The organism is Modestobacter sp. DSM 44400, from assembly GCF_900107175.1.
In the GTDB taxonomy this organism is placed as follows: domain Bacteria; phylum Actinomycetota; class Actinomycetes; order Mycobacteriales; family Geodermatophilaceae; genus Modestobacter.
Genome location: NZ_FNOZ01000011.1, coordinates 88,409 through 111,007 on the forward strand (window position 1 = coordinate 88,409; position 22,599 = coordinate 111,007).

A 22,599-nucleotide genomic window follows, 5' to 3' on the forward strand; every position below is an offset into this window, starting at 1 on the left:
GCGGAGCATCGGTGACAACCTTCGCGCAAGCGGCCATCACAGGGTTGCTGCTGGGCGGTGTCTACGGTCTGGTCGCGATGGGACTGAGCCTCGTGTTCGGTGTCATGCGAGTCGTGAACTTCGCACACGGCGAGTTCGTCCTCATCGGGATGTACGGGACCCTGGCCCTCTACACCGGGCTTCATCTCAACCCGTTCGTCGCACTCCTCATCATCGTGCCGGGGGCGCTGCTTCTCGGCGCCGCCCTGCAGCAGGTGCTCATCAGTCGGGTCACCCGCACGACTGATTTGCGTCAGCTCCTGCTCACGCTCGGGCTGTCGCTGATCATCCAGAGCCTGGCACTGATCATCTTCTCGCCGAGCCAACGGTCGCTGCCTGGGTTCGCCTGGGGCTCGGAACTCGTCCGGCTCGGGCCGATCTACGTCAGACCCGCCCACGTCGTGGGCTTCGTCATCGCCGTCGTGGTCACCGGCGCCTTGGCTCTGCTGCTCACCCGGACCGACCTCGGCCGGGCCATGCGGGCGACTGTCGATGACGCTGAGATGGCGGAGTCCTCGGGAGTTCGTACCAATCGGATCTACGTCGTAGGAATGGCCATCGGTGTGTGCATCGCGTGCATCGCCGGCGCAGTGCTCATCACGTACTACCCCGCGTCCCCGAACGCAGGGCAGACGTTCCTCGTGATCGCCTTCGTCGCAGTCGTCCTCGCGGGCCTCGGCAACGTCGTCGGAGCTTTTCTCGGCGGCCTGATGGCGGGCCTCATGCAGCAGTTCACGGCCTCCTTCATCTCGGTGGAACTGCAGGACGTGGGCCTGTTCGCGCTGTTCATCGCCGTTCTCGTCCTCCGTCCCAACGGGTTGTTCAGCAGGAAGCAGGCAGCGTGATACGGACGATAGGCAAGCTGGCCGGCCCGCTCTTCTTCGTCTTCGCGGCGACCGTCCCGCTCTGGCTGCTCCAGAACGACTACCTACGCGGCATCGGCGTCCGGGCGCTCATCGTGGCGGTCCTCGCCGTCTCATGGAACATCATCGGCGGTTTCGGAGGCCGCCTGTCGTTCGGGCACGCGGCCTTCTTCGGCATCGGGGCCTACACGAGTTCACTGCTCCTCGTCGACCACGGGATCTCCCCGTGGATCGGCGGGGTCGTGGGGATGCTGGTCGCCGCCGTCGTTGCCCTGCTCGTCGGTCTGCCGACCCTGCGGCTACGTGGCATTTTCTTCACCCTCGTCACCTTCGTCTTCACCCTCATCCTGCTGACTCTCGCGCGATACTTCAGCGGCCTGACTGGCGGAGACGTCGGGCTCAGCCTGCCTCTGACCGAGCCGTCGCTGGGAATGATGCAGTTCCGCGGGCAGCTCGCCTACTACTACCTCGCGCTCGCGGTGCTGGCCGTCTACGTCGTGATCGCTGCGGTCGTGTCGGCGTCGTCCTTCGGCTACCGCCTCCGGGCCATCCGGGACGACGAAGAGGTCGCGGAAGCGTTGGGTGTGCCCACGACCAAGGTGAAGCTCCAGGGCTTCATGCTCAGCGCAGGGATGGCAGCGTTCGCTGGCACCCTCGCCGCCCAGCAGGACCTCTTCATCGATCCGGGCAGCGCATTCGGGGTCACCCGGTCCGTCGAAATCGCCCTCGGTGCCATCTTCGGCGGCATCGGAACGGTTTGGGGACCGGTCGTCGGCGGCATCGCTCTCGTGGCGATGTCCGATGGCCTCAACAACGTTCTGCAGGACGTCTTCGCCGGCGCCGACACGATCGTCTACGGGATCGCGTTGGTCGCCGTGGCGCTGTGGCTCCCGGGCGGCCTGGCCTCCCTGCCCCGACGACTCGGGCTGCTGGGTCGGCGACGGCATGCGCCCACCCCGCCGGAAGCCTCGATGGCCAGCTCCACGGAGAAGGAGCACGAACTGCGATGAGCGATGTCTTCGTGGGGATGAGGAAGGTGTCCAAGTCCTTCGGTGGGCTGCGAGCCGTCCGGGAGGTCGACCTGGAGCTCGCCGAGGGCGGGATCGTGGCCCTGGTCGGCCCCAACGGGGCAGGAAAGAGCACCCTGTTCGATCTCATCACCGGTGTTCAACCGCTCGACGAGGGCCGCAGGATCATCCACGGGCGCGACATGACCCGTGCCCGCAGCCACAACATCGCCGCCGTGGGCATCGCCCGGACGTTTCAGAAGGTGCGGCTCTTCCCGTCGATGACGGTGCTGGACAACGTGGTGGTCGGTGGACTGGTCAAGCACCGCAGCGTCTCGGAGTCCAAGCAGGAAGGACGTCGGGCGCTGGACCGGGTCGGCCTGCTCGACCGGGCGGACCAGAGCCCTTCCGAACTGACCTTGATCGACCGGAAACGCCTCGAGATGGCGAGGGCGCTGGCGTCGAACCCGTCCCTCTTGCTCTTGGACGAGGTGATGACCGGCCTCACTCCGCACGAGGTGGAGGACGCCGTCGGACTCATCCAGCAACTGACGGGGGAGGGCGTGACGGTCCTGCTGGTGGAGCACCTGCTCAAGGTCGTCATGCGGATCAGCCAGCGGGTGATCGTGCTGAACCAGGGCCAGGTCATCGCAGACGGAAGCCCCCAGGACGTCCAGCGGGACCCCGCTGTCGTCGAGGCGTACATCGGATCAGCGGAGGGACACGGTCATGCTGCGGATTGAGAACCTCCGGGCCGCCTATGGCGATGCCATTGCGCTGCACGACGTCTCGATGACCGTGCAAGCGGGCGAGATCACGGGCATCCTGGGCCCCAACGGTGCCGGCAAGTCCACCTTGCTGAAGTCCATCGCCGGTCATCTGAGGCCGAGCGGGGGGGCCATCTACCTCGACGACGAGCCGATCCACCGACTGGCACCGTACGACGTCGCGGAGCGGGGGATCGCACTCGTTCCCGAGGGACGGCGCGTGTTCTCGAGTCTCAGTGTCCAGGACAACCTCCTGGTGGGCGGTTCCGCGAAGCGCGCCAGGAGCCAGCGCCGCCGGCAGCTTGATGAGGTCTACGCACTGTTCCCGCGACTGCAGGAACGACGTCTTCAGGACGCTGGCACCCTGTCCGGCGGCGAACAGCAGATGGTGGCGATTGGTCGGGCCCTCATGCTGCAGCCCCGGCTCATCCTCCTCGACGAGCCGTCGCTGGGACTGGCTCCGCTGGTGACTGCGCTGGTGTTCGAGACCATCCGGCAGATCGGTGACACCGGGGTCACCATGCTGCTGGTCGAGCAGAACGCGTCCCAGGCCCTCACCAGTGCCGCACGCGGATACGTGCTGGAGCAGGGACGCGTCGTCTTCTCCGGAGACCAGCACGAGCTGCGTGGGTCCCCTGCCGTCCGGGACGCCTACCTGGGTGTCACGAGCGACTAGGGCCTGTCCTGGGGATGACCCGCAGGTCCAGCGATCGTCGTCAGGGTCTGAGACCGCCCGGCACGAGACCGCCCGGCACGAGAACGCATCCGGCACGAGAACGCATCCGGCACGAGAACGCATCCGGCACGAGAACGCATCCGGCGCGAGGGGGGAACAGCAATCATGGCGGCGGATCTGCCGGCGACGATGCGTGTCGTGGAACTGGCCGGTACCGGGGGCCCGGAGGTCCTGGTGCCGGCCACCTGGCCGGTACCGCGCCCCGCGCCCGGGCAGCTGCTGGTCCGGGTCGGCGGCTGCGGGGTGTGCGGGCACGACGCGCTCGCTCGCCGAGGGGCCCTGGCTGCCCGCGCCGGGGCGGTGCTCGGCCACGAGATCGCCGGCCGGGTCGTCGCCACCGGGTTCGGGGTGGAGGACGGGTGGCTGGGCCGCCGCGTCGCTCTGGTGCAACGCATCCCATGCGGTGTCTGCGCGGACTGTTCGGACGGGTTGACCACGCTGTGCCGGCAGGGCCCGGGTTTCTACGGAGAGGACCTGCCCGGCGGCTACGCCGAGTACGTCGTGGCCAGCCCGCTCAACGCCGTTCCCCTGCCGGAGGGGATCGACGAGGCCACCGGGGCGATCCTGTCGTGCGCGGTGGGCACCGGGCTGCGCGCGCTGCGCAGCGCCGGCGTCGGCACGGGCGACATCGTCGTCGTCACAGGGGCGGGCGGCGGGGTGGGTGTGCACACGGTGCAGCTGGCGCACCACTTCGGATGCAGGGTCGTCGCGGTGACCGGAAGCCCCGACAAGGCCGATGAGCTGGAGCGGCTCGGCGCGGACCGCGTTGCCGTGCGGCCCGACGCACGCGCCCTGCGCGCAGCGGTCGGTGAGGTCGGTGGCAGGCGCGGTGCCGACGCGGTCATCGAAATCACCGGCGGTCCCACGTTCGCCACCTCAGTGCGCGCTCTGGCACCCCGCGGGCGCCTGGTGCTCGTCGGCAACACCGAGCCCGCCCCCCTCCCGGTGGAGCCGGGCCTCATGATCCTCAAGGAGCTTCGCATGCACGGTTCCGCTCATGCCGATCGCGGCGACCTCGCCGAGGTGATCGATCTCGTACTCGCCGGCGCGGTCACGCCGGTGCCCGCCCACCGCTGGTCACTGGCGGAGGCCTCGAGTGCACATTCGGCTCTCGACGCACGCACCGTCACCGGGCGGGCGGTGCTCGTCCCGTGAACCTCCCGGATAGCCCGACCCTGCCTGCCCTGGTTCGGGACAACGCGACCGCGACACCGGACGCCCCGGCGCTGGTGGCCGGCGAGGTCCGGTGGACCTACAGCGAATTGGACGTGGCGGTCCGCTGCGCCGCGGCCGTGCTCGCGGGCCTCGGGGTGCGCAGCGGCGAAAACCTCGGCCTGCTCGCGACCAACACCGCGACGTGGCCCGCCATCGCCCTGGGAGCGATGCGGACCGGCGCCCGGGTCGACGCGTTCAACACCTGGGCGAAGGCGTGGGACCTGGACCACCTGCTCGGGACGTCACGGTGCCGGGTGCTCGTCACGGAGTCCCGCGTCCGGTCGACCGACGTGCTCGCCGAGCTGCGCGAGCTGGTGCCCGAGCTGTGGTCGGGCGAACCGGGTGAGTGGCGCAGCGAGCGCTTCCCGGCGCTGCGCCACGTCGTGGTCCTCGGCGAGGACGTCCCCCGCGGTGCGCTCAGCTGGCAGGACCTGTACCGGGCGGCTCAGCCGGCGGATCGGGAGGCGATCGACGCGCGCCCGGAGGAACCCGCCTTCGTGCTCTACACCTCGGGGTCGACCCGCTACCCCAAGGCGGTACCGCTCCTGCACCGCGACATGATCCTCAACGCCTTCCACATCGGCGAGCGGATGGGTCTGACGGCGGCCGACCGCGTGTGGCTGGGGTCGCCGCTGTTCTGGAGCTTCGGCGGGGCGAACGCGATGCCGGCGACCTTCACCCACGGCGCCTGCCTGGTGATGCAGGAGCAGTTCACACCCGAGAAGGCGGCAGAGCTGCTCGCCGAGGAGCAGTGCACCGCGGCCTACCTGCTACCCAGCATCACCGACGCGTTGTGCGGGGTCGCCGACCGCGTCCGCGCGGTGCCGAGCCTGCGCACCGGGGCAACCATCGGCCGCCCCGACGAGGTCCGCCGAGCGGTCGAGGAGCTCGACATCCCCGACATCTGCAACGTCTACGGGTCCACGGAGACCTACGGCAACTGCTGCGTCACCCACCACAACGCCCCGCTCGAGCTGCGGCTGACCACGCAGGGCCCGCCGTTGCCTGGCGTCGAGCTGCGGGTGGTCGACTCCACGGGCCGGGTCCTGGACGCCGGCGAGCTGGGTGAGCTGCAGGTGCGCGGCCGCGTCATGCCCGGCTACCTCGGCGACGATGAGGCCAACGCCAAGGCGATCACCGACGACGGCTGGTACCGCACCGGCGACCAGATGCGGATCCGGCCCGACGGGGCGGTGGAGTTCGGCGCCCGTCTCACCGACATGATCAAGACCTCCGGGATCAACGTCGCTCCGGCCGAGGTGGAGAGTTTCCTGTCCGCGCATCCTGCGGTGGCCGACGTGGCCGTCGTCGGCGCGCCGCACCCCGCGCGCGGGGAGGTGGTCATCGCCTTCGTCACCACGACCGCCGAGGTCGACGGTGAGGAGCTGCGGCAGTACTGCCGCGACGGCATGGCCGGCTACAAGGTCCCCTGGGACGTCTTCGTGGTGCCGGAGCTGCCCGCCACGGCCACCGGCAAGCTCATCCGCCGGACGCTGGTCGAGCAGGCCACCGAGCGGATGCGGACGGCGAAGTCGTGACGAACGGACCCATGCCGAGTGGGTTCGGCAACTGGGGGCGCTGGGGGGCCGACGACGAGGCGGGCGCGCTCAACCTCGTCGACCCGGCCGCCGTGCTGGCCGCCACCGACCTCGTCCGCGAGGGCCGCGTGGTATCGCTCGCGCAGCCACTCGGGCCGCAAGTGCCGGTCCCACCCCATCGCCGCGCGCCGCAGCGGTTCATGGATCGCGACGCGGGCGACTACGCCGCCGGCGCCCGCGCGCCGGACGGCTTCCGGTTCGCGGAGGACACCGTGCAGCTGAGCACCCACAGCGGGACCCACCTCGACGCCCTCGCCCACGCATGGAGCGGCGACACGCTCTACAACGGACACCCCGCCTCGGCCGTGCGCTCCACCCGAGGGGCCCAGCGGTGCGGCGCGGAGAAGCTGCGACCCGCGGTGACCCGCGGGGTCCTTGTCGACCTCGTCGCCGGGCACGGCGGCCCGCTGCCCGCCCGCACCCCGGTCAATGCGGCCATGCTCTCGGGCGCCTGTTCGCGGGCGGGGGTCGAGCCACACGCCGGCGATGCCGTGCTCCTGCGGACCGGCTGGTGGGAGCAGCACCTGGGGGCGGTCGACTACTTCGACAACGAGCCCGGCCTCGACGACGACGCCGCCGCGTGGCTCGCCGCCCGCGACGTCGCGATCGTCGGTGCCGACAACTACGCAGTCGAGGTGCAGCCCTCGGCTCCGGGGTCGACGTTCCCGGTGCATCTCACGCTGCTGCACCGGCACGGCGTGCCGCTCCTCGAGAACCTCGAACTGCGCGAGCTCGCAGCGACCGGGCGCACCACGTTCCTGCTGGTCGTGGCACCTCTGCCGCTGGCGGGCTCGACCGGCAGCCCGGTCAACCCCGTGGCGGTGCTGTGAGAAACCCGGCCGCGGCGCACGGAACGGACGCCGGCGCGCCCGTGCCCGGTGCGGCGTGGATGACCGACGTGCTCCGGCCGGGCGATCTCGTCGTGGTCGCCCAGGGAGTGGGCGAGCCGACCCCGCTGCTCGAACAGCTCGTGCGGGCCGGCGGGTCGCTGCGCGACACCGAGGTGTTCGTCGGGCTCAGTCACAGTGCCGCGCTCACCGAGGACGCCGCGCGATCGCTCTCGCTGGTGTCGTTCGGCGGCATGGGCCCGCTCGCCCGGCTCGCCGCCACGAACACGGTGTCGATCATCCCGTGCCACTTCGCCGACGTGCCCCGCCTGCTGGCGCTGCGGGCACCGGGGCGCCTCGTCGTCCTGATGCAGGTCTCGCCCCCCAACGACGACGGCTTCCACAGCCTGGGCATGGCGGTCGACTACACCTACGAGCTCGTCGGGCAGGCCCGGGCGGTCATCGCCGAGGTGAACGAGCAGCTGCCCGTGACCTCGGCTCCATGCCTCCACGCGTCGGCCTTCGCCGCGACGGTCCGCACGTCGCGCCCACTGCCGGTGATACCGCCAGCGAATGTGAGCGAGGTGCACCGGCAGATCGCGGCGCACGTGGTCAAGCTCGTTCCCGACGGAGCGACGATCCAGCTGGGGATCGGCGCCGTCCCGTCGGTCGTCGGGGCCGCCCTGACGCGGCGGCGGGACCTGCGGGTGCACTCGACGCTCGTCGGCGACTGGCTGCTCGGCCTCGCCGAGGCCGGGGCCCTGTCCACCGAGCCCGGGTCCGTGCGGATCAGCGAGGCGGCCGGCTCGGCCGCCCTGTACGAGTACGTCACCCGATCCGCCGTACTCGTCCGGCCGGTCCGCGAGCTGAACAGTCCCGACGTGCTGGGCAGGCTCGAGGGCTTCGTCGCCATGAACTCCGCACTCCAGGTCGATCTCTCCGGCCAGGTCAACGCAGAGGAGATCGAGTCCGGATACGTCGGGGGCATCGGCGGCCAGCCGGAGTTCCTGCGCGCGGCGCAGCGCTCGGTCGGCGGCCGGTCCATCGTGATGCTCCCGGCGACGGCAGCGCGCGGCCGGCAGTCACGCATCGTCCGGCGATTGCACCAGGGCACGGTCACCACACTGCGCTCCGGCGTCGACTTCGTCGTGACCGAGTTCGGGGTCGCGGACCTGCGCGGCACGAGTCTCGACGAACGCCCGGAGGCTCTGATTGCCGTGGCTGCACCACACCACCGAGACGCTCTGCTGGCGGTTACGGAACGAGGAGATCGAAGGGAAGTGGACGATGGACGGTAGCTCGACGGTCAGCGACCGGTTGCAGAAGTACATGTCGGCGCAGTTCGACGACGGAAACCCACGCATCGTCGACCTGGCCCGCATCGGGGTGGGCCGGTCGCGAGAGAACTGGGTGTTCGACCTGATGACCGACGGGGGAGAGCGCGACCCGCTCATCCTCCGCAGCGACCCGGACGGGGGGCTCGTCGACACCGACCGCGGCGCGGAGTTCGCCCTGCTCCGAGCGTTGGAGGCCAGCCCGCTGCCCACCCCCCGCGCGCGCTGGCTCGACGCCGACGGGACGTGGCTGGGAAGCCCGTCCATGATCATGCAGCGCGCTCCCGGCGTCACCGACTACCGGGTCCTCAACAGCGATCGCCCGCTCGCCGTTCGCCAGGACCTGGCGCGACAGTTCTGCGACCTGCTCGCGCAGGTCCATGAGACGGACTGGCGCGGCCTGGGCATCGGCGACCTGATGCCCGACCCCGGGGAACGTGCGGCGCTGCACGAGCTGGATCGGTGGGTGCAGATCCTGCGCGCCGACCAGCTCGAGGCGTATCCGGAACTGGAGCTGGCGATCGATCGGCTCCGCGAGTCCGCACCCCGTTCGGCACGGACGGTGCTGGTGCATGCGGACTTCAAGCCGGGCAACGTCCTGCTCGTCGATGACCGCGTCGTCGCGCTGCTCGACTGGGAACTGGCGCACCTCGGAGATCCGCTCGAGGATCTGGGGTGGGTGACCCAGCCGCTGCGCGCCGTCGAGCACACGATCGCCGGGACGTGGGAGCCTGCCGATCTGCTGGAGCACTACGCGCACACCACGGGGTCCGGGGTCGACCCGACGAGCCTCGCCTGGTGGGTGGCCTTCTCGACGTTCAAGACCGTCGTGATGCAGGTGAGCGGGCTCCGGTCGTTCCTGGAGGCCCGCAGTGACGAGCCCTACCGCCCGACCCGCAGGGTGCTGCGCACCCTGCTGGCGGCGATCACCGATGGGAGCAGCTGACATGCGACCGACGATCGACGAGCAGCTCGACGGCGTGCGGCGACTTCTCGACGGCGTCGGGAGCGACGATGGGCTCTCCGCCGCGTCGAGGGAGCTACTGCGCAACGCCGGGCGCCTCGTGAAACACGTCCGCGGATCGTGGGCGCCGATGCTGCCGTTCCTCGTCGAGGACAACGCGAAGATGACGACACTGCTCACCGGCCTGTCCGCGGTGGTGCCGCAGCTGTCGGCCGACATCGATGCCGCAGTCGGTCATGCCGCGGAGGGTGCCGACCTGGAGCGGTCGGACCTCGACGTCGCGGCCGTGTCCGCACGCAACGCCGAGCTGCGGGCACTGCTGGCCCGCGCGATCCACGAGCTGCCCCGATCTCCTGCCGGTCTCAGCGCACGTACCGAGATCGGGGCGTACCTGACGCGGCGCGTCGACATCGACCCGACATAGCCGGTCCCACACGAGAGGCGACGCCATGAACGATCTTCCACCAGCCCCGACAGTGAGTGACGAGCATTTCGCCGAGCAGTTCCCGCTGTCGCCCCTGGACGACTTCATGATCCACCAGACGCCGGACCCCGTCCGGGTGATGTGGACCGGCGATCCACGTGCCTACGAGCGGTACTGGGTGATCTGCCATGACCCTGCGGGGGAGGTGATCATCGCGACCGGTGGGAGCTTCTATCCGAACCTCGACCGCGCCGAGGCCTACGCGATCGTCAACCACCGCGGGAAGCACACCTCCGTGCGCAGCTTCCGGCGACTCGGGGTCGACCGCGCCGACCTGCGCGTCGGCCCGATCGCGCCCGTGATCGTCCGCGGGCTGCGCGAGTGGCGCTTCGTGCTCGAACCCAACGAGTGGGGCATCAGCTACGACCTGACGTTCGTCGACTCGACCCGTCAAGTCTTCCGCGAGCCCCTGTCCGACTCGGCGCACGGCACGCCGGCGGGCAGGCGCAACGACGTCACCACCGGGTTCGAGGGATTCGGCAGCGTGTCGGGCTGGTTCGAGAGTGACGGCGTGCGCGTCGACATGCCGCCCGGGTCGTCCGGCACGCGCGACCGCCACTGGGGTACCGGCCGTGGCGTCGGTGGGCCTTCGATGTCCCTGGGCGGGCGGCTGCACGTCGGTGTCAACGGCAACGCGTTCGTCGCGTACCCGGAATGGAGCCTGTGGGGTGACCGGGTGTACTACCCCTTCGGCCACAGCAGGCGCGGAGCGACGCGCGTGGCGAAGCCGACGCGGCGGCTGCGCTTCGAACCCGACACCGACATCTTCGTCGAGGGGATCGTCGACTACGCGTTCGACACGGGCGAGAAGCAGCAGTTGCACTACGAGCGGATCGACCAGCAGACGGCGTACCTGCGCTGCGCGATGTACGGAGGCACGCCGGAGAGCGGAATCCATCAGGGCGGGTACGACGGGCCGGACCTCACCGAGGGCGAGACCTACGACCTCTCCAGGCCGGAGACGCGCATCGGGATCCGCGGACTCGATGAGCACCTCTGCCGCGTGACGGCGGACGACGGGACCACGTCGATCGGGGTGTACCAGACGATCGATCCGGTCGCCTACGAGTCCTGCGTGTCCGGCCGGCCGGGTTGGGACTTCCTGACGTGACCCGACGCTAGCGGAGGTTCGTACAGATCGTGGGACCGCTTCGGGCGTGAAGATCATCGAGCTCGCGGGAGTCGGCCCGACGTCGCTCTGCGCCATGCTGCTGCTCAGCGACCTCGGTGCCGGCGTGATCAGCGTGCACCGATCCTCGACTTGGGTCCGTCTCGCTTTGACGCGCCGCAGAGCTAGCGCCATGCTGCGCCGGTGCCCGGAGCTGCGCACGTGGAGCCATGGGGCTCCAGCTCCGGGGAGCGGTGGGCGCGCCGCGACCGAGAGGGGACGCGATGACAGCGACGCAGGAGAGCGGGACCAGGACCGGCGACAAGCTCCTGGGCAAGGTGGCCTTCGTGACCGGCGGGACCCGCGGCATCGGCGCCGCGATCTCTCGGAGTCTGGCGTCGCAGGGCGCCGACGTCGCCGCCGGCTACAGCGGCAACCAGCAGGCGGCCGAGAAGTTCGCCCAGGACTTCACCGCCACCTTTCCGGACCGCGACGTGACGGTGCACCGCGGTGACATCGGCTCAGCGGAGGACTGCCGTCGGTGCGTCGCCGAGGTGGTCGAGCAGCACGGCCGGCTGGACGTCCTGGTCAACAACGCCGGCATCACCGTCGACCGGACCGTGGCCAAGATGGTCGACGCCGACTGGAGCCGGGTGATCGACGTCAACCTGTCCGGCGCGTTCTACCTGTCCCAGGCCGCGCTGAAGCACATGCTCGAACGGGGCAGTGGGCGGATCGTGATGATCTCCTCGGTGATCGGCGAGACGGGTGGGATCGGGCAGGTCAACTACGCCTCGGCCAAGTCAGGGCTGTTCGGGCTCACCAAGACCCTCGCCCGGGAGGCGGCTATGCAGCTGCAGCGCTCGGGCAACACCAACGGCATCGGCATCACCGTCAACGCCGTGACGCCGGGCTACACCGCCACCGAGATGCTCGACGCCGTTCCGGAGAAGGTCCTCGACGGCCTCCGGGCGAAGATCCCGCTCGGCCGGCTGGGGCAGCCGGAGGAGGTCGCCCGCGTCGTGCACTTCCTGGCCGCCGACGCCTCGTCCTACATCACCGGGCAGGTGTGGGGCGTCAACGGCGGCCTCGACATGTGAGGCCGCCTCGGCGGTGCGCGCTCGGTCCCGCGCCGACGACCTGACCGATCCATCGACGGGGGGAGGGGTGCGGGTGTTCAACCGCATCGCAGTGGTCAACCGGGGCGAACCCGCCATGCGGCTCATCCGAGCCGTGCGCGAGCTCAACGCCGAGCACGGCACCGGGACCCGCGTCATCGCGCTGCACACCGAGGCCGAGCGCCGGGCATCGTTCGTGCGCGCTGCCGACGAGGCCGTCGTGCTCCAGGAGACCGGTGCGGCCAGCCCGTACCTGGATCACGCCGAACTGGGCCGGGCGCTGCGGACGAGCCGCGCCGACGCAGCCTGGGTCGGCTGGGGGTTCGTCGCGGAGGACCCCGCGTTCGCCGAGCTCTGCGCCGACCTCGGCGTGACCTTCATCGGGCCGCCACCGGAGGCCATGCGGCTCCTGGGCGCCAAGATCGAGGCCAAGGTCCTCGCCGAGCAGACCGGCGTGCCCGTAGCGCCGTGGAGCGGCGGACCGGTCGAGACTCTCGATGACGGCCGCCGGCACGCGGCCGTCATCGGCTACCCGCTCATGGTCAAGGCCAGGAGCGGAGGCGGCGGCCGGGGCATCCGGGTGGTCCGCACCGAGGAGGAGCTGGAGGAGGCTCTCACCCGCACGCAGGCCGAGGCGGCGCGGACCTTCGGAGACCCCATCGTGTTCATGGAGCGCCTGGTCGAGGGCGGCCGGCACGTCGAGGTGCAGGTGATCGCCGACCAGCACGGGGCGGTGTGGGCACCGGGGGTGCGGGACTGCTCGGTGCAGCGGCGCAACCAGAAGGTGCTGGAGGAGTCCAGCTCGCCGGTCCTGAGCCGCGAGCAGGACACCGTGTTGCGCGAGTCGTCGATCGCGCTGGTCCGGGCCGCGGGCTACGTCGGTGCCGGCACGGTGGAGTTCCTGTACCAGCCCACCGAGCAGCTGTTCACCTTCCTGGAGGTGAACACCCGGCTCCAGGTGGAGCACCCGGTGACCGAGGCGACGACCGGGCTCGACATCGTCAAGTTGCAGTTGCACATCGCCGACGGCGGCCGGCTCGTCGGGGACCCGCCTCCGGAATACGGCCACGCCGTGGAGGCACGGCTCAACGCCGAGGACGCCGAGCAGGGGTTCGCCCCCGCGCCCGGGCGGGTCGCGCTCATGCGCCTGCCGAGCGGGCCGGGTGTCCGCGTGGACACCGGCATGACCGTCGGCGATGTCATCCCCCCGGCCTACGACTCGATGGTGGCCAAGGTCATCGCCTGGGGGCGGGACCGTCCCGAATCCCTCGCACGCCTGCGCTGTGCGCTGCGCGAGACCACCGTGGTACTGCACGGGGGCACCACCACGAAGTCCTTCCTGCTCGGCCTGCTCGACCGGCCGGAGGTCGTGGCGGGCACGGCGGACACCGGCTGGCTGGATCGCACGGGCAGCGGGGAGGCGGAGTCCGCGCCCAACGGCTTCGTGGCCCTCCTCCAGGTGGCCATCGGCGTCTCCGACGCCGAGGAGGCCCGGGAGCGCGCGGCTTTCCTGGCGTCCGCGCGGGGCGGACGACCGCGCGCCCCGCACGAGGTGGGACGCACGGTGGAGCTCGGCCACCGCGGACAGGTCTACCGCCTGACCGCCGCGAAGGTCAGCCGCAACCGGTACCGCGTGGTGCTGGACGGCCGGTCCGTCGACGTGGACGTCGACCGGCTCAGCCCCCTGGAGAGCTGGCTCACCGTCGACGGTCGACGGTTCCCCGTCGTCGCCGTGACGGCCGCCGGCTCGCACCTGGTCGAGGTCGACGGCGCGTCCCACCGGGTCACGCGCGACGCGGGCGGCCTGGTGCGCGCGCCCGCCCCGTCGGTCGTCGTCGCCCTGCGCGTGCAGGCCGGGCAGGAGGTTGAGGCCGGCCAGGCGGTCGCCGTGCTGGAGAGCATGAAGATGGAGACCGCGGTCCGGGCGCCGTTCGCCGGCCGGGTCCGCGAGGTGCTGGTCGCGGCGAACGCCCAGGTCGATGCCGGCGCCGCGCTGCTGGACCTGGAGCGGACCGGTGGGGACGTCGAGGAGGCTTCGGGCGAGCGGATCGCGTTCCCGAGCGTCGCTGACGCGCAGCAGCCCGACCCGCGCGACGCGGCGCTGCTGCTGCTGGCGGAGCTGCAGGCGCTGATCACCGGTTACGACCTCGACGCCGGCCACGCGCGGGCGCTGGTGGCGGCGTACGGCACGGCCCGCGGCGAGCTGCCGGTGGACGATCCGGAGCTGCTGCACAGCGAGCTCACCGTCCTCACCACCTTCGCCGATCTCTGCGAGCTGGCGCGCAACCGTCCGGCCAGCGAGGAGGAGGAGGCCGACCAGCAGGTGCACAGCCCGCGGGAGTACTTCCACGCCTATCTGCACTCCCTCGACGTGGAGCGGGAGGCACTGCCGGAGAGCTTCCGCGGGCGGCTCTGCCGGGCCCTGCTGCACTACGACGTCGGCGAGCTCGAACCCGGCCCGGCCCTCGAGGAGGCCGTGTACCGCATCTTCCTGGCCCAGCAACGCGTTCCCGATCAGCTGCCGGCGGTCCTCGCGCTGCTGGACCACTGGCTCGGCGCCGGCAGCCCTCCTCCCGGGCCGCCCCGGTCGGAGGTGGGGGAGGTGCTCGACCGGCTGGTCACCGCGACCCAGTTGCGCTACCCGACGGTGGGCGACCTGGCCCGCGCCGTCCGCTTCCGCTGGTTCGAGGAGCCGGTGCTGCAGCGGGCCCGCCAGGAGGTGCTGGACGAGGCCGACCGGCTGCTGACCGAGCTCGACGAGGCCGGCGCGCGCGGCGACACCGGCGCGAGCATGGCGAGGATCGAGACGCTGGTCGCGAGCCCCGAGCCGTTGATCCGGCTGCTGGGTCAGCGTGCCGGGCGGCCGACGACGGAGCCCGACCCCGTCCTGGAGGTCCTCACCCGCCGCTACTACCGCAGCCGCGACCTGCAGCACGTGCGGTCCTCCCTGCTCGGCGGTCACTCGTGCGTCTCGGCGGACTACGAGCTGAACGGGACCCGGCTGCACCTGGTCGCCCTGATGGCGGAGCGGAACGCCCTGCCCGCCGCCCTCTCCGCGCTCGCGGGGGCGGCCGAGGACGTCGCCGACCCGCCGCACCTGCTGGTCGACCTCTACCTGTCCTGGCCGGACCGCCCGACGGACGCCGACACGATGGCGGCGGAACTGCGCGACCTGCTGGACGCGGTCGCGCCGCTGCGGACGGCCCGCCGGGTGACGGTGACGGTCTCCACTCCCGAGGGCGACGTCGAGGCCGTGACCTTCCGGCCGGCGCCGGACGGCAGGGGAGCAGACGACAGGGACGCGGGTGGGCTCGTCGAGGACCGGATCATCCGCGGTCTGCACCCGCTGACCGCTCAGCGGCTCAACCTGTGGCGCCTGAAGAACTTCGACGGTGTGCGCCTGCCGTCGGCGGAGGACACCTACCTGTTCTCCATCGTCGCGAAGGAGAACCCGAACGACGAACGGTTCATCGCGATGGCGGAGGTCCGCGACCTGACCCCCGTCCGGGACGACGCGGGCGAGGTCGTGGCGTACCCGACGGTCGAGCGGCAGCTGACGGCCTGTCTCGACGGCCTGCGCCGGGCGCAGTCCCAGCGGAGGTCCCGCCGCCCCCTGGACCACAACCGGGTCTTCCTCTACGCCTGGCCGTCCATCGAGGTCCCGCTGTCGGAACTGGCGAGCCTCGCGCGGGCGTCGGCGCCGCTGACGGCCGGAGCGGGCCTGGAGGAGATCATCCTGCTGGCCCGGTTGCAGGAGGAGGGCTCCGAGACGCCCCGGGAGGTGGCGCTGCGCTTCGCCTACGCCCCCGGCACCGGCGTCAGCATGCGGGTGACCGACCGGCCGACCGAGCCGATGCGGCCGCTGGACGACTACACCCAGAAGGTGCTGCGCTCGCGCGCCCGGGGCACGGTGTACCCCTACGAGCTCGCGCCGCTGCTGGCCGGTCAGGGCGGTACGTTCGTCGAGCACGACCTGGACGACGCCGGCCGGCTGGTGCCGGTCGAGCGCCCACCCGGCCGCAATGGGGCCGGCCTGGTCGTCGGGGTGGTGGACACGCCCACGAAGCGGTACCCCGAGGGCATGTCGAGGGTGGTCCTGTTCGGCGACCCGACGAAGGCGCTCGGCACTGTGGCCGAGCCCGAGTGTGCGCGCGTCGTGGCAGCGCTCGACCTGGCCGAGGAGCGCGGCATCCCGCTCGAGTGGTTCGCGCTGTCCTCCGGTGCCCGCATCTCGATGGACAGCGGCACCGAGAACATGGACTGGGTCGCCCGCGCGCTGCGCCGGCTGATCACGTTCACCCAGGCGGGCGGCGAGGTCAACGTCGTCGTCGCCGGCATCAACGTCGGCGCGCAGCCGTACTGGAACGCCGAGGCCACGATGCTGATGCACACCAAGGGCATCCTCGTCATGACCCCGGACAGCGCGATGGTGCTCACCGGAAAGCACTCCCTGGACTACTCCGGCGGCGTGTCGGCCGAGGACAACTTCGGGATCGGCGGCTACGACCGGGTCATGGGGCCCAACGGGCAGGCGCAGTACTGGGCGCCGAACCTGACCGCCGCGGTCGACCTGCTGTTCGAGCACTACGAGCACGCCTACGTCGCACCCGGCGAACGCTGGGCCCGGCCGGCCGACACCGACGACCCGGCGGACCGCGACGTGCGCTCGTTTCCGCACCAGCACCCGTCGAGTGAGTTCACCACCGTCGGCGACATCTTCTCGGCCGACGCCAACCCCGACCGGAAGAAGGCCTTCGACATCCGGACGGTCATGCGGGCCGTCAGCGACCAGGACCATCCGGTGCTCGAGCGCTGGGCGGGCATGGCGGACGCCGACACCACCGTCGTCCACGACGCCCACCTGGGGGGCCATCCCGTCACGATCCTGGGCATCGAGTCCCGGCCCATCCCCCGACGCGGCAGCTTTCCGGCGGACGGGCCCGACCAGTGGACCGCCGGGACGCTGTTCCCGAAGTCGTCGAAGAAGGCCGCGCGGGCGATCAACGCGTGCAGCGGCAATCGGCCGCTGGTGGTGCTGGCCAACCTGTCGGGCTTCGACGGATCACCGGAGTCGCTGCGCAACGTGCAGCTGGAGATCGGAGCCGAGATCGGCCGGGCGATCGTCAACTTCGACGGCCCGATCGTCTTCTGCGTCATCTCCCGGTACCACGGCGGTGCCTTCGTGGTGTTCTCCGGCGTCCTGAACGACAACATGGAGGTGCTGGCCGTCGAAGGCTCCTACGCCTCGGTCCTCGGCGGGGCGCCTGCTGCCGCCGTGGTCTTCACCGGCGAGGTCGACAAGCGCACCGCCGCCGATCCCCGGGTGCGCGACCTGGAGGCAGCGCTGGCTGCGGCCGACGGGGTGGAGCAGGCCCGGCTCCGGGTGGAGCTCGCCGCGCTGCGCAGCGCCGTCCGCTCCGAGAAGCTGGGTGAGGTCGCCGCTGAGTTCGAGGCGGTGCACAACATCGAGCGGGCCCGCGAGGTGGGTTCGGTGCACGCCATCATCCCCGCCGCCGAGCTGCGCCCCCGCCTCATCGGCGCCGTGGAGCGGGGGATGCAGCGCGCCACCCAGAGCCAGCCGCACGCTCTTCAGAAGGGACCGACATGAACGCGTTCGTCCTCAACCGGCACGGTCGCCTGGTGCTGCCCTCGAACATCTTCCCGCAGCTGGACTTCTCCACCATGGAGTCCCTGGAACAGCTCGACAGCGTCATCCGCCGGGACTTCGAGACCAAGGCCCCCAGCGGCACCGACATCCTGGACAAGGTCCGGATCGGCGGCTACGAGAGCCGGTACACCCTGATGCGCGACCTCGCCCTGAACCTGTTCTGGGCCAACCGCTTCGCGATGACCATGTACGACAAGCGCCCGACGCGATGGGCCGACGTGCCCCGGACCCGGACCGACGTGTTCCTGCCCGTGCTGGAGCCCTGGGAGGACGGCGACACGAAGATTGCCGCCGTCCAGGCGGCCTACCCGACGCTGCCGGCCCAGTGGGACAGGGCCGTCGAGGACCGGATCTTCGGGATCCTCTTCGACGTCTTCGGCAACCGCAGGAACCACGCGACCACGCTCCCGGCCATCAAGCCGACGGTCGCCCAGTTCCTGGAGACGCCGGGCAACCTCACCTTCCGGCTGCCGAACTACGACCCCGACTACCCGGTCTACGACTATCCCGACATCCTCGACTGCGACGAGGAGGTGCCCGAGCTCGAGGCGCTGCTCCGGTGGGCGATGGTGCTGCACAACCAGTACCCGTGGGACCGGTCGCAGGTGGAGCTGGTCGAGGCCGGCCAGCTGGCCGACGACGACTACGTGGTCACCTTCCATCCCCGCGACGCGGAGGTACGGGCCTTCCTGCGGCGCCTGGCCGGCGGCGTCCGGAGCCGGCCCGCGGCGGCCGCCCGGGAGACCCGGCTCCCGGTGCGGCCGTTCCCGGAGATCGACGTGCGCCGACAGTTCGCCGTCCTGCCCCGGCTGGAGTCGCTGGCCGCCGTGCACGGCGACCAGGTGTGCAGCAACGACGACCTGATCCGCAACTCCGCCTACAACTGGTCGCCGATGGGTGCGGCCGAGATCAGCGCCAAGACCGGCATCGAACGGCGCCGGTACAGCTCGCTGAGCCTGGAGGAACTCGGCCTGCAGGCCGCGCTGGCCGCGCTGGCGAAGGCGCAGCGGGAGCCGGAGGAGATCGGCGGTGTCCTGGTCTGCACCTGCACCAGCTCGCGGCTGATCCCGTCGCTGGCCACCTACATCTGCGGTCAGCTCGGGATCTACCAGACCCACGCCGCCTACGACATCGTCGCCGCCTGCGCGGGCATGCCCTACGGACTGGCCGAGGCCACCCGGCTGCTGCAGGAGGTGGACCGGCCGGTCCTCGTGGTGTGCGTCGAGAAGTTCTCCGACAAGATCGGCAACGTCCGCACCTCCCGGATGATCTTCGGGGACGGCGCGGCGGCGATGGTCGTGGGGCCGGCGCCGGATGGCGCAGCGCCCGACTTCCACTACCTGCAGACCTACGCCAGCGGCCCGGCCAGCGAGGTGAACTCCATCATCTGGCCCAACCCGGTCTTCGACAACAACATCACCGTCTTCGGCCCGCACGTGAAGGCGCTGGCGGGCCGCTACCTCGCGCAGATGATCGAGGAGATCACGGCCCTGCCCGACCCCGACGGCAAGGTGGGCTCCCTGCTGGACAGCATCGACCTCATCGTTCCGCACCAGGCCAACAAGACCATGGTCCTGCAGTTGGCCAAGCAGGCCGGGCTCAGTCCCGAGCAGCTGTACTTCAACATCGAGGAGGTCGGCAACACCTCGTCCGCGAGCATCCCGCTGGCCATCCACGACGCGGTGCGGGACGGCGTCATCACCACGCCGGTGCGCATCTTCGCGCCCGGCTTCGGCGCGGGAGCCGTGGCCGGCTACACCGTCCTGACGCTGGACCCCGCGGTCGTCGCCGTGCAACAGGGGGCCGTCCCGGACCTCAGCTCGCCGGAGCCGGCCCTCCCCGCGTCGGACGGACCCTCGCCGGCGTCGGAAGAGATGCGGGTGGCCTTCGGCTGATGCTCATCGCCGGGAGTACGCCTCCATGAGTACTCGCGAGGTGCGCGGCGCGGACGGGACCGCCCTCCGCGCCTGGTGCAACGACGGCACGGGCATCCCGGTGCTGTTGTGCAACGGCCTGGGCGCCCCGCCTACGCCTGGCCGCGGCTCATCGCCCCGGACAGCGGCTACCGGGTGGCCACCTGGTACCAGCGCGGTCTCGGCGGCTCCGAGCGCCCGGCCGACCGGAGCCGGGTGCGGGTCGAGGACCACGCCGACGACGCACGTGCCGTGCTCGACGCCTACGGGATGCGGTCGGCGATGGTCGTGGGCTGGTCGCTGGGGGTCAACGTGGCGTTCGAGCTGGCGCTGGAGGACCCGGCCCGGGTGAGCGCCGTGCTCGCCGTCGCCGGTGTCCCCGGGGGCAGCTACTCCGCGCTGTTCGGCACCTACCGCGTGCCCCGACGGCTGCGGGCGCCGATGGGCCGGCTCGGCAGCCGGCTGCTGCCGGTCGTGGGTCCGCTGCTGCCGCTGGTGGCGGCCGGCCTGCCGCCCTGGCAGGACCTGTTGTCCCCGGCGGCGATGCGCGGACCCGCGCAGGAGGCGGCCCACCCGGGCCTGCTGCACACGGTGCTGCACGAGTTCTCCCGGAACGACTGGACCTGGTTCCGGTACCTCGCGGACGCCGTCGCCCAGCACGCCCCCCTCGACGTCTCCCCGGTGCGCTGCCCGGTCACCTTCGTGGCGGGCCGTCATGACTCCCTGGTCGACGTCGCCGACGTCCGGGCGGCGGCCCGGTCGGTGCCCGATGCCCGGCTCCGCGAGATGGCGGGTACCCACTTCCTACCGCTGCAGTACCCCGAGGTGATGGCCGAGGAGCTGCGGCGGCTCTCCGGCCGTTCGCCGCGCGGCGGCTGAGCTCCAGCTGCCGGTACGGTGACGGAAGCAGGAGCCGGGCCCCGGCTCGTCGGGCGGGTGGATGGCGGTGCCGAGAGCCTCGGGGGGCCGGGCTTTGGTGTCGCAGCGCCTCCGCTCGTCGGCACCTCCCTGCCCGCTCGACCGAGGCTGCGAGTCCCTGCTGCCTGCGCACTCCCCGTTCGGTCGGTCGGGCTACCGAGCACATGCTGGACCCTTGCCAGCGACTCGGGGTCGGGCGCCTCGGCGAGCAGGGTGAGCACTTCCTCGCCGACAATGACGGAGCCAGTGGCCCCGCCGATCGTGGCCGTAGCGGCACCGCCCTCAGCCGTTGGCCGGGTGTGGACGGCTGAGGGAGCGAATTAGGCTAGGAAAAAGTCGCCGTCGACCACGGGTGACGACCGATGGTGGCCGACGGCTCACCGGCCCTGCAACCTCGACATCAGACGATGGTCGCCCCTCCTCCGCGAGCTGCTGGAGCGGGATCGCGGCTTCGCCGAGGCTCGTGAGGAGTACGCACGATGGCACAGCTCGAGGACATGTCAGCCGACCGAATACTGGGTGTGTCGAGGCGCATCGCTGATCACTTGTTGGACGTGCAGCGTCGGGTCAACAGGCAGATGGATGCCACGCAGTCAGAGCTGCTGCCGGAGGTCCGGCGGCAACTCGGCTATCAGCACGCGGAAGCAGTTGACCTGTCCGGCCTGGTGAACACCAGGATTGCCGGCCTCAGCAGCGTCGTCACCCCGGAAGCGGTCGCGACCCTCCTGCCGCTCTCGGCTGCGTCCGCCACCACGACGCGGGCCGGGCGCCGCGCCATGACCGACATCGTCATGGGTGCCGAGGGTCGGCTGGCCGTCATCGCCGGCCCGTGCTCGATCCATGATCCGGTCGCCACGCTGGAGTACGCCGGCTTCATCCGTCGCATGCGGGACAGGCACGGCGACGATCTGGAAATCGTCATGCGCACGTACACGGAGAAGCCGAGGACCGAGGTCGACTGGAAAGGATTCGCCTACGACCCGTACCTCGATGGTTCGAACCACATCAGCGTCGGCCTGATCGCAAGCCGGATGCTCATGTGCGGGATCACGGCGATGGGCGTACCGGTGGCGGCCGAGCCGCTGAACGCCCTGACGCCTCAGTACGTCGATGGCCTGGTGACCTACAACGGCGTCGGTGCGCGCAATGTCACCGACCAGACCGCCCGCGAGCGGGTGTCCGGCTTCTCGTCCGTCATCGGCTTCAAGAACTCACCGGAAGGCAGCATCGAGGCAGCCATCCAGGCCGTCATCGCTGCCCGGGCAGGGCACCATTTCCTGGGCGTCGACCGCCACGGGATGACAGCCCAGCTGTCGACGACCGGCAACGAGACCGGCCACGTGATCCTGCGTGGCGACAAGCGCGGCCCGAACTACTCCGCAGCCCATATCGCCGACACCAAGGCCGAACTCCGAAAGCGCGGCCTGCCGGGAGTCGTCGTGGTTGACGCCTCGCACGGCAACAGTCAGAAAGATCACCTGCGCCAGGTCGACGTCGTGCACGACCTGGCCGGCCAGATTGCTGGAGGCGAGTCGGCGATCCGCGGCGTGATGCTGGAGAGCAATCTCGTCGCCGGGCGGCAGGACCTGGATCAGCAGCACCCCGGCGCGCTGGAGTACGGCAAGAGCGTCACCGACGCCTGCGTCGATCTCGACATGACCGCGGCGATGCTGGACGAGCTGGCGGACGCTGCCCGAGCACGGCGCGGCGCGGCCGTGGCGGACGAAGCCGTCGCTCTGCACGCCGGCTGAGAGCAGTGGGGTGTACCAAACGATCTTGGACAGTGACTCGCTGCTGAGAGGATTTTTTCACGCCAGAGCAGCGGTGAAGGTCCAGCCCGCAGGGGCCGAAGCCGTGCAGATGGTGCTCGAGGCCGGTAAGCCCATCGCCGAGGTCGCCCGCGACCTGGGGATCAACGGGTGCACCATGGGCAACTGGCCCCGGGGCTAGAGCGTGTCTGCCAAAGATTGGCGGGTTGGTGGGCGACGCTGGACGAATGTTGCGTACCGACGAGATCCCGGACGAGTTGTGGGAGTTGAT

17 protein-coding genes are annotated in these 22,599 nt (G+C 71.0%); all 17 read left to right on the forward strand.

The window, feature by feature from the left end; genetic code table 11:
• Positions 1-11: 11 nt before the first annotated feature.
• The 17 genes from BLW04_RS09750 to BLW04_RS26630 all read left to right on the forward strand — a co-directional run bounded on the left by BLW04_RS09750 (position 12) and on the right by BLW04_RS26630 (position 22,509).
• Entirely contained in the window at positions 12-884 is an 873-nt protein-coding gene (locus BLW04_RS09750) for a branched-chain amino acid ABC transporter permease (RefSeq protein ID WP_091539378.1), read from the forward strand.
• Positions 881-1,912, forward strand: a complete 1,032-nt coding sequence (locus BLW04_RS09755; protein WP_091539381.1) for a branched-chain amino acid ABC transporter permease — start codon at positions 881-883, stop codon at positions 1,910-1,912. The genes BLW04_RS09750 and BLW04_RS09755 overlap by 4 nt, the downstream gene beginning before the upstream one ends.
• Positions 1,909-2,652 carry an ABC transporter ATP-binding protein gene (locus BLW04_RS09760; protein WP_217630963.1) on the forward strand — a complete coding sequence of 248 codons (744 nt, stop codon included), beginning with the start codon at positions 1,909-1,911 and terminating at the stop codon, positions 2,650-2,652. The genes BLW04_RS09755 and BLW04_RS09760 overlap by 4 nt, the downstream gene beginning before the upstream one ends.
• Entirely contained in the window at positions 2,639-3,352 is a 714-nt protein-coding gene (locus tag BLW04_RS09765; RefSeq protein ID WP_091539383.1) for an ABC transporter ATP-binding protein, read from the forward strand. The genes BLW04_RS09760 and BLW04_RS09765 overlap by 14 nt, the downstream gene beginning before the upstream one ends.
• A 198-nt stretch (positions 3,353-3,550) precedes the next feature.
• Positions 3,551-4,567 carry an alcohol dehydrogenase catalytic domain-containing protein gene (locus BLW04_RS09770; RefSeq protein ID WP_217630958.1) on the forward strand — a complete coding sequence of 339 codons (1,017 nt, stop codon included), beginning with the start codon at positions 3,551-3,553 and terminating at the stop codon, positions 4,565-4,567.
• Positions 4,564-6,165: a class I adenylate-forming enzyme family protein gene (locus BLW04_RS09775; RefSeq protein ID WP_091539386.1), complete on the forward strand. Its 1,602-nt coding sequence runs from the start codon at positions 4,564-4,566 to the stop codon at positions 6,163-6,165. Before BLW04_RS09770 ends, BLW04_RS09775 begins: the two co-directional genes overlap by 4 nt.
• An 11-nt stretch (positions 6,166-6,176) precedes the next feature.
• Positions 6,177-7,055 carry a cyclase family protein gene (locus BLW04_RS09780; RefSeq protein ID WP_091539391.1) on the forward strand — a complete coding sequence of 293 codons (879 nt, stop codon included), beginning with the start codon at positions 6,177-6,179 and terminating at the stop codon, positions 7,053-7,055.
• A gap of 59 nt (positions 7,056-7,114) precedes the next feature.
• Entirely contained in the window at positions 7,115-8,350 is a 1,236-nt protein-coding gene (locus tag BLW04_RS09785) for an acetyl-CoA hydrolase/transferase family protein (protein ID WP_091539480.1), read from the forward strand.
• Positions 8,340-9,332 carry a phosphotransferase family protein gene (locus tag BLW04_RS09790; protein ID WP_091539395.1) on the forward strand — a complete coding sequence of 331 codons (993 nt, stop codon included), beginning with the start codon at positions 8,340-8,342 and terminating at the stop codon, positions 9,330-9,332. Before BLW04_RS09785 ends, BLW04_RS09790 begins: the two co-directional genes overlap by 11 nt.
• A 1-nt stretch (position 9,333) precedes the next feature.
• A complete protein-coding gene (locus BLW04_RS09795) occupies positions 9,334-9,774 on the forward strand; it encodes a hypothetical protein (protein WP_091539399.1) in 441 nt (146 codons plus the stop codon).
• Between the two features lie 295 nt (positions 9,775-10,069).
• A complete protein-coding gene (locus BLW04_RS09800; RefSeq protein ID WP_217630959.1) occupies positions 10,070-10,945 on the forward strand; it encodes an Rv3169 family protein in 876 nt (291 codons plus the stop codon).
• A gap of 281 nt (positions 10,946-11,226) precedes the next feature.
• Positions 11,227-12,042 carry a 3-oxoacyl-ACP reductase family protein gene (locus tag BLW04_RS09805; RefSeq protein ID WP_091539406.1) on the forward strand — a complete coding sequence of 272 codons (816 nt, stop codon included), beginning with the start codon at positions 11,227-11,229 and terminating at the stop codon, positions 12,040-12,042.
• Between the two features lie 73 nt (positions 12,043-12,115).
• On the forward strand, positions 12,116-17,668 hold the full coding sequence (locus BLW04_RS09810; protein ID WP_091539484.1) for an ATP-binding protein: 5,553 nt from the start codon (positions 12,116-12,118) through the stop codon (positions 17,666-17,668).
• Entirely contained in the window at positions 17,665-19,623 is a 1,959-nt protein-coding gene (locus BLW04_RS09815; RefSeq protein ID WP_091539409.1) for a 3-oxoacyl-ACP synthase III family protein, read from the forward strand. Before BLW04_RS09810 ends, BLW04_RS09815 begins: the two co-directional genes overlap by 4 nt.
• A gap of 108 nt (positions 19,624-19,731) precedes the next feature.
• Positions 19,732-20,520, forward strand: coding sequence for an alpha/beta fold hydrolase (locus tag BLW04_RS09820; RefSeq protein ID WP_254781227.1), 789 nt, complete (start codon positions 19,732-19,734; stop codon positions 20,518-20,520).
• Between the two features lie 518 nt (positions 20,521-21,038).
• Positions 21,039-22,310, forward strand: a complete 1,272-nt coding sequence (locus BLW04_RS09825; protein ID WP_091539413.1) for a 3-deoxy-7-phosphoheptulonate synthase — start codon at positions 21,039-21,041, stop codon at positions 22,308-22,310.
• Between the two features lie 25 nt (positions 22,311-22,335).
• A complete protein-coding gene (locus BLW04_RS26630) occupies positions 22,336-22,509 on the forward strand; it encodes a hypothetical protein (protein ID WP_175483976.1) in 174 nt (57 codons plus the stop codon).
• The last annotated feature ends 90 nt before the right edge of the window (positions 22,510-22,599 follow it).

Excerpts from the sequence above, each read along its gene's own strand:
- BLW04_RS09765 (WP_091539383.1), top strand. The coding sequence starts at position 2,639 with ATGCTGCGGATTGAGAACCTCCGGGCCGCCTATGGCGATGCCATTGCG.
- BLW04_RS09795 (WP_091539399.1), top strand. The coding sequence starts at position 9,334 with ATGCGACCGACGATCGACGAGCAGCTCGACGGCGTGCGGCGACTTCTC.
- BLW04_RS09760 (WP_217630963.1), top strand. The coding sequence starts at position 1,909 with ATGAGCGATGTCTTCGTGGGGATGAGGAAGGTGTCCAAGTCCTTCGGT.
- BLW04_RS09825 (WP_091539413.1), top strand. The coding sequence starts at position 21,039 with ATGGCACAGCTCGAGGACATGTCAGCCGACCGAATACTGGGTGTGTCG.
- BLW04_RS09815 (WP_091539409.1), top strand. The coding sequence starts at position 17,665 with ATGAACGCGTTCGTCCTCAACCGGCACGGTCGCCTGGTGCTGCCCTCG.
- BLW04_RS09785 (WP_091539480.1), top strand. The coding sequence starts at position 7,115 with ATGACCGACGTGCTCCGGCCGGGCGATCTCGTCGTGGTCGCCCAGGGA.
- BLW04_RS09790 (WP_091539395.1), top strand. The coding sequence starts at position 8,340 with ATGGACGGTAGCTCGACGGTCAGCGACCGGTTGCAGAAGTACATGTCG.
- BLW04_RS09805 (WP_091539406.1), top strand. The coding sequence starts at position 11,227 with ATGACAGCGACGCAGGAGAGCGGGACCAGGACCGGCGACAAGCTCCTG.
- BLW04_RS09780 (WP_091539391.1), top strand. The coding sequence starts at position 6,177 with ATGCCGAGTGGGTTCGGCAACTGGGGGCGCTGGGGGGCCGACGACGAG.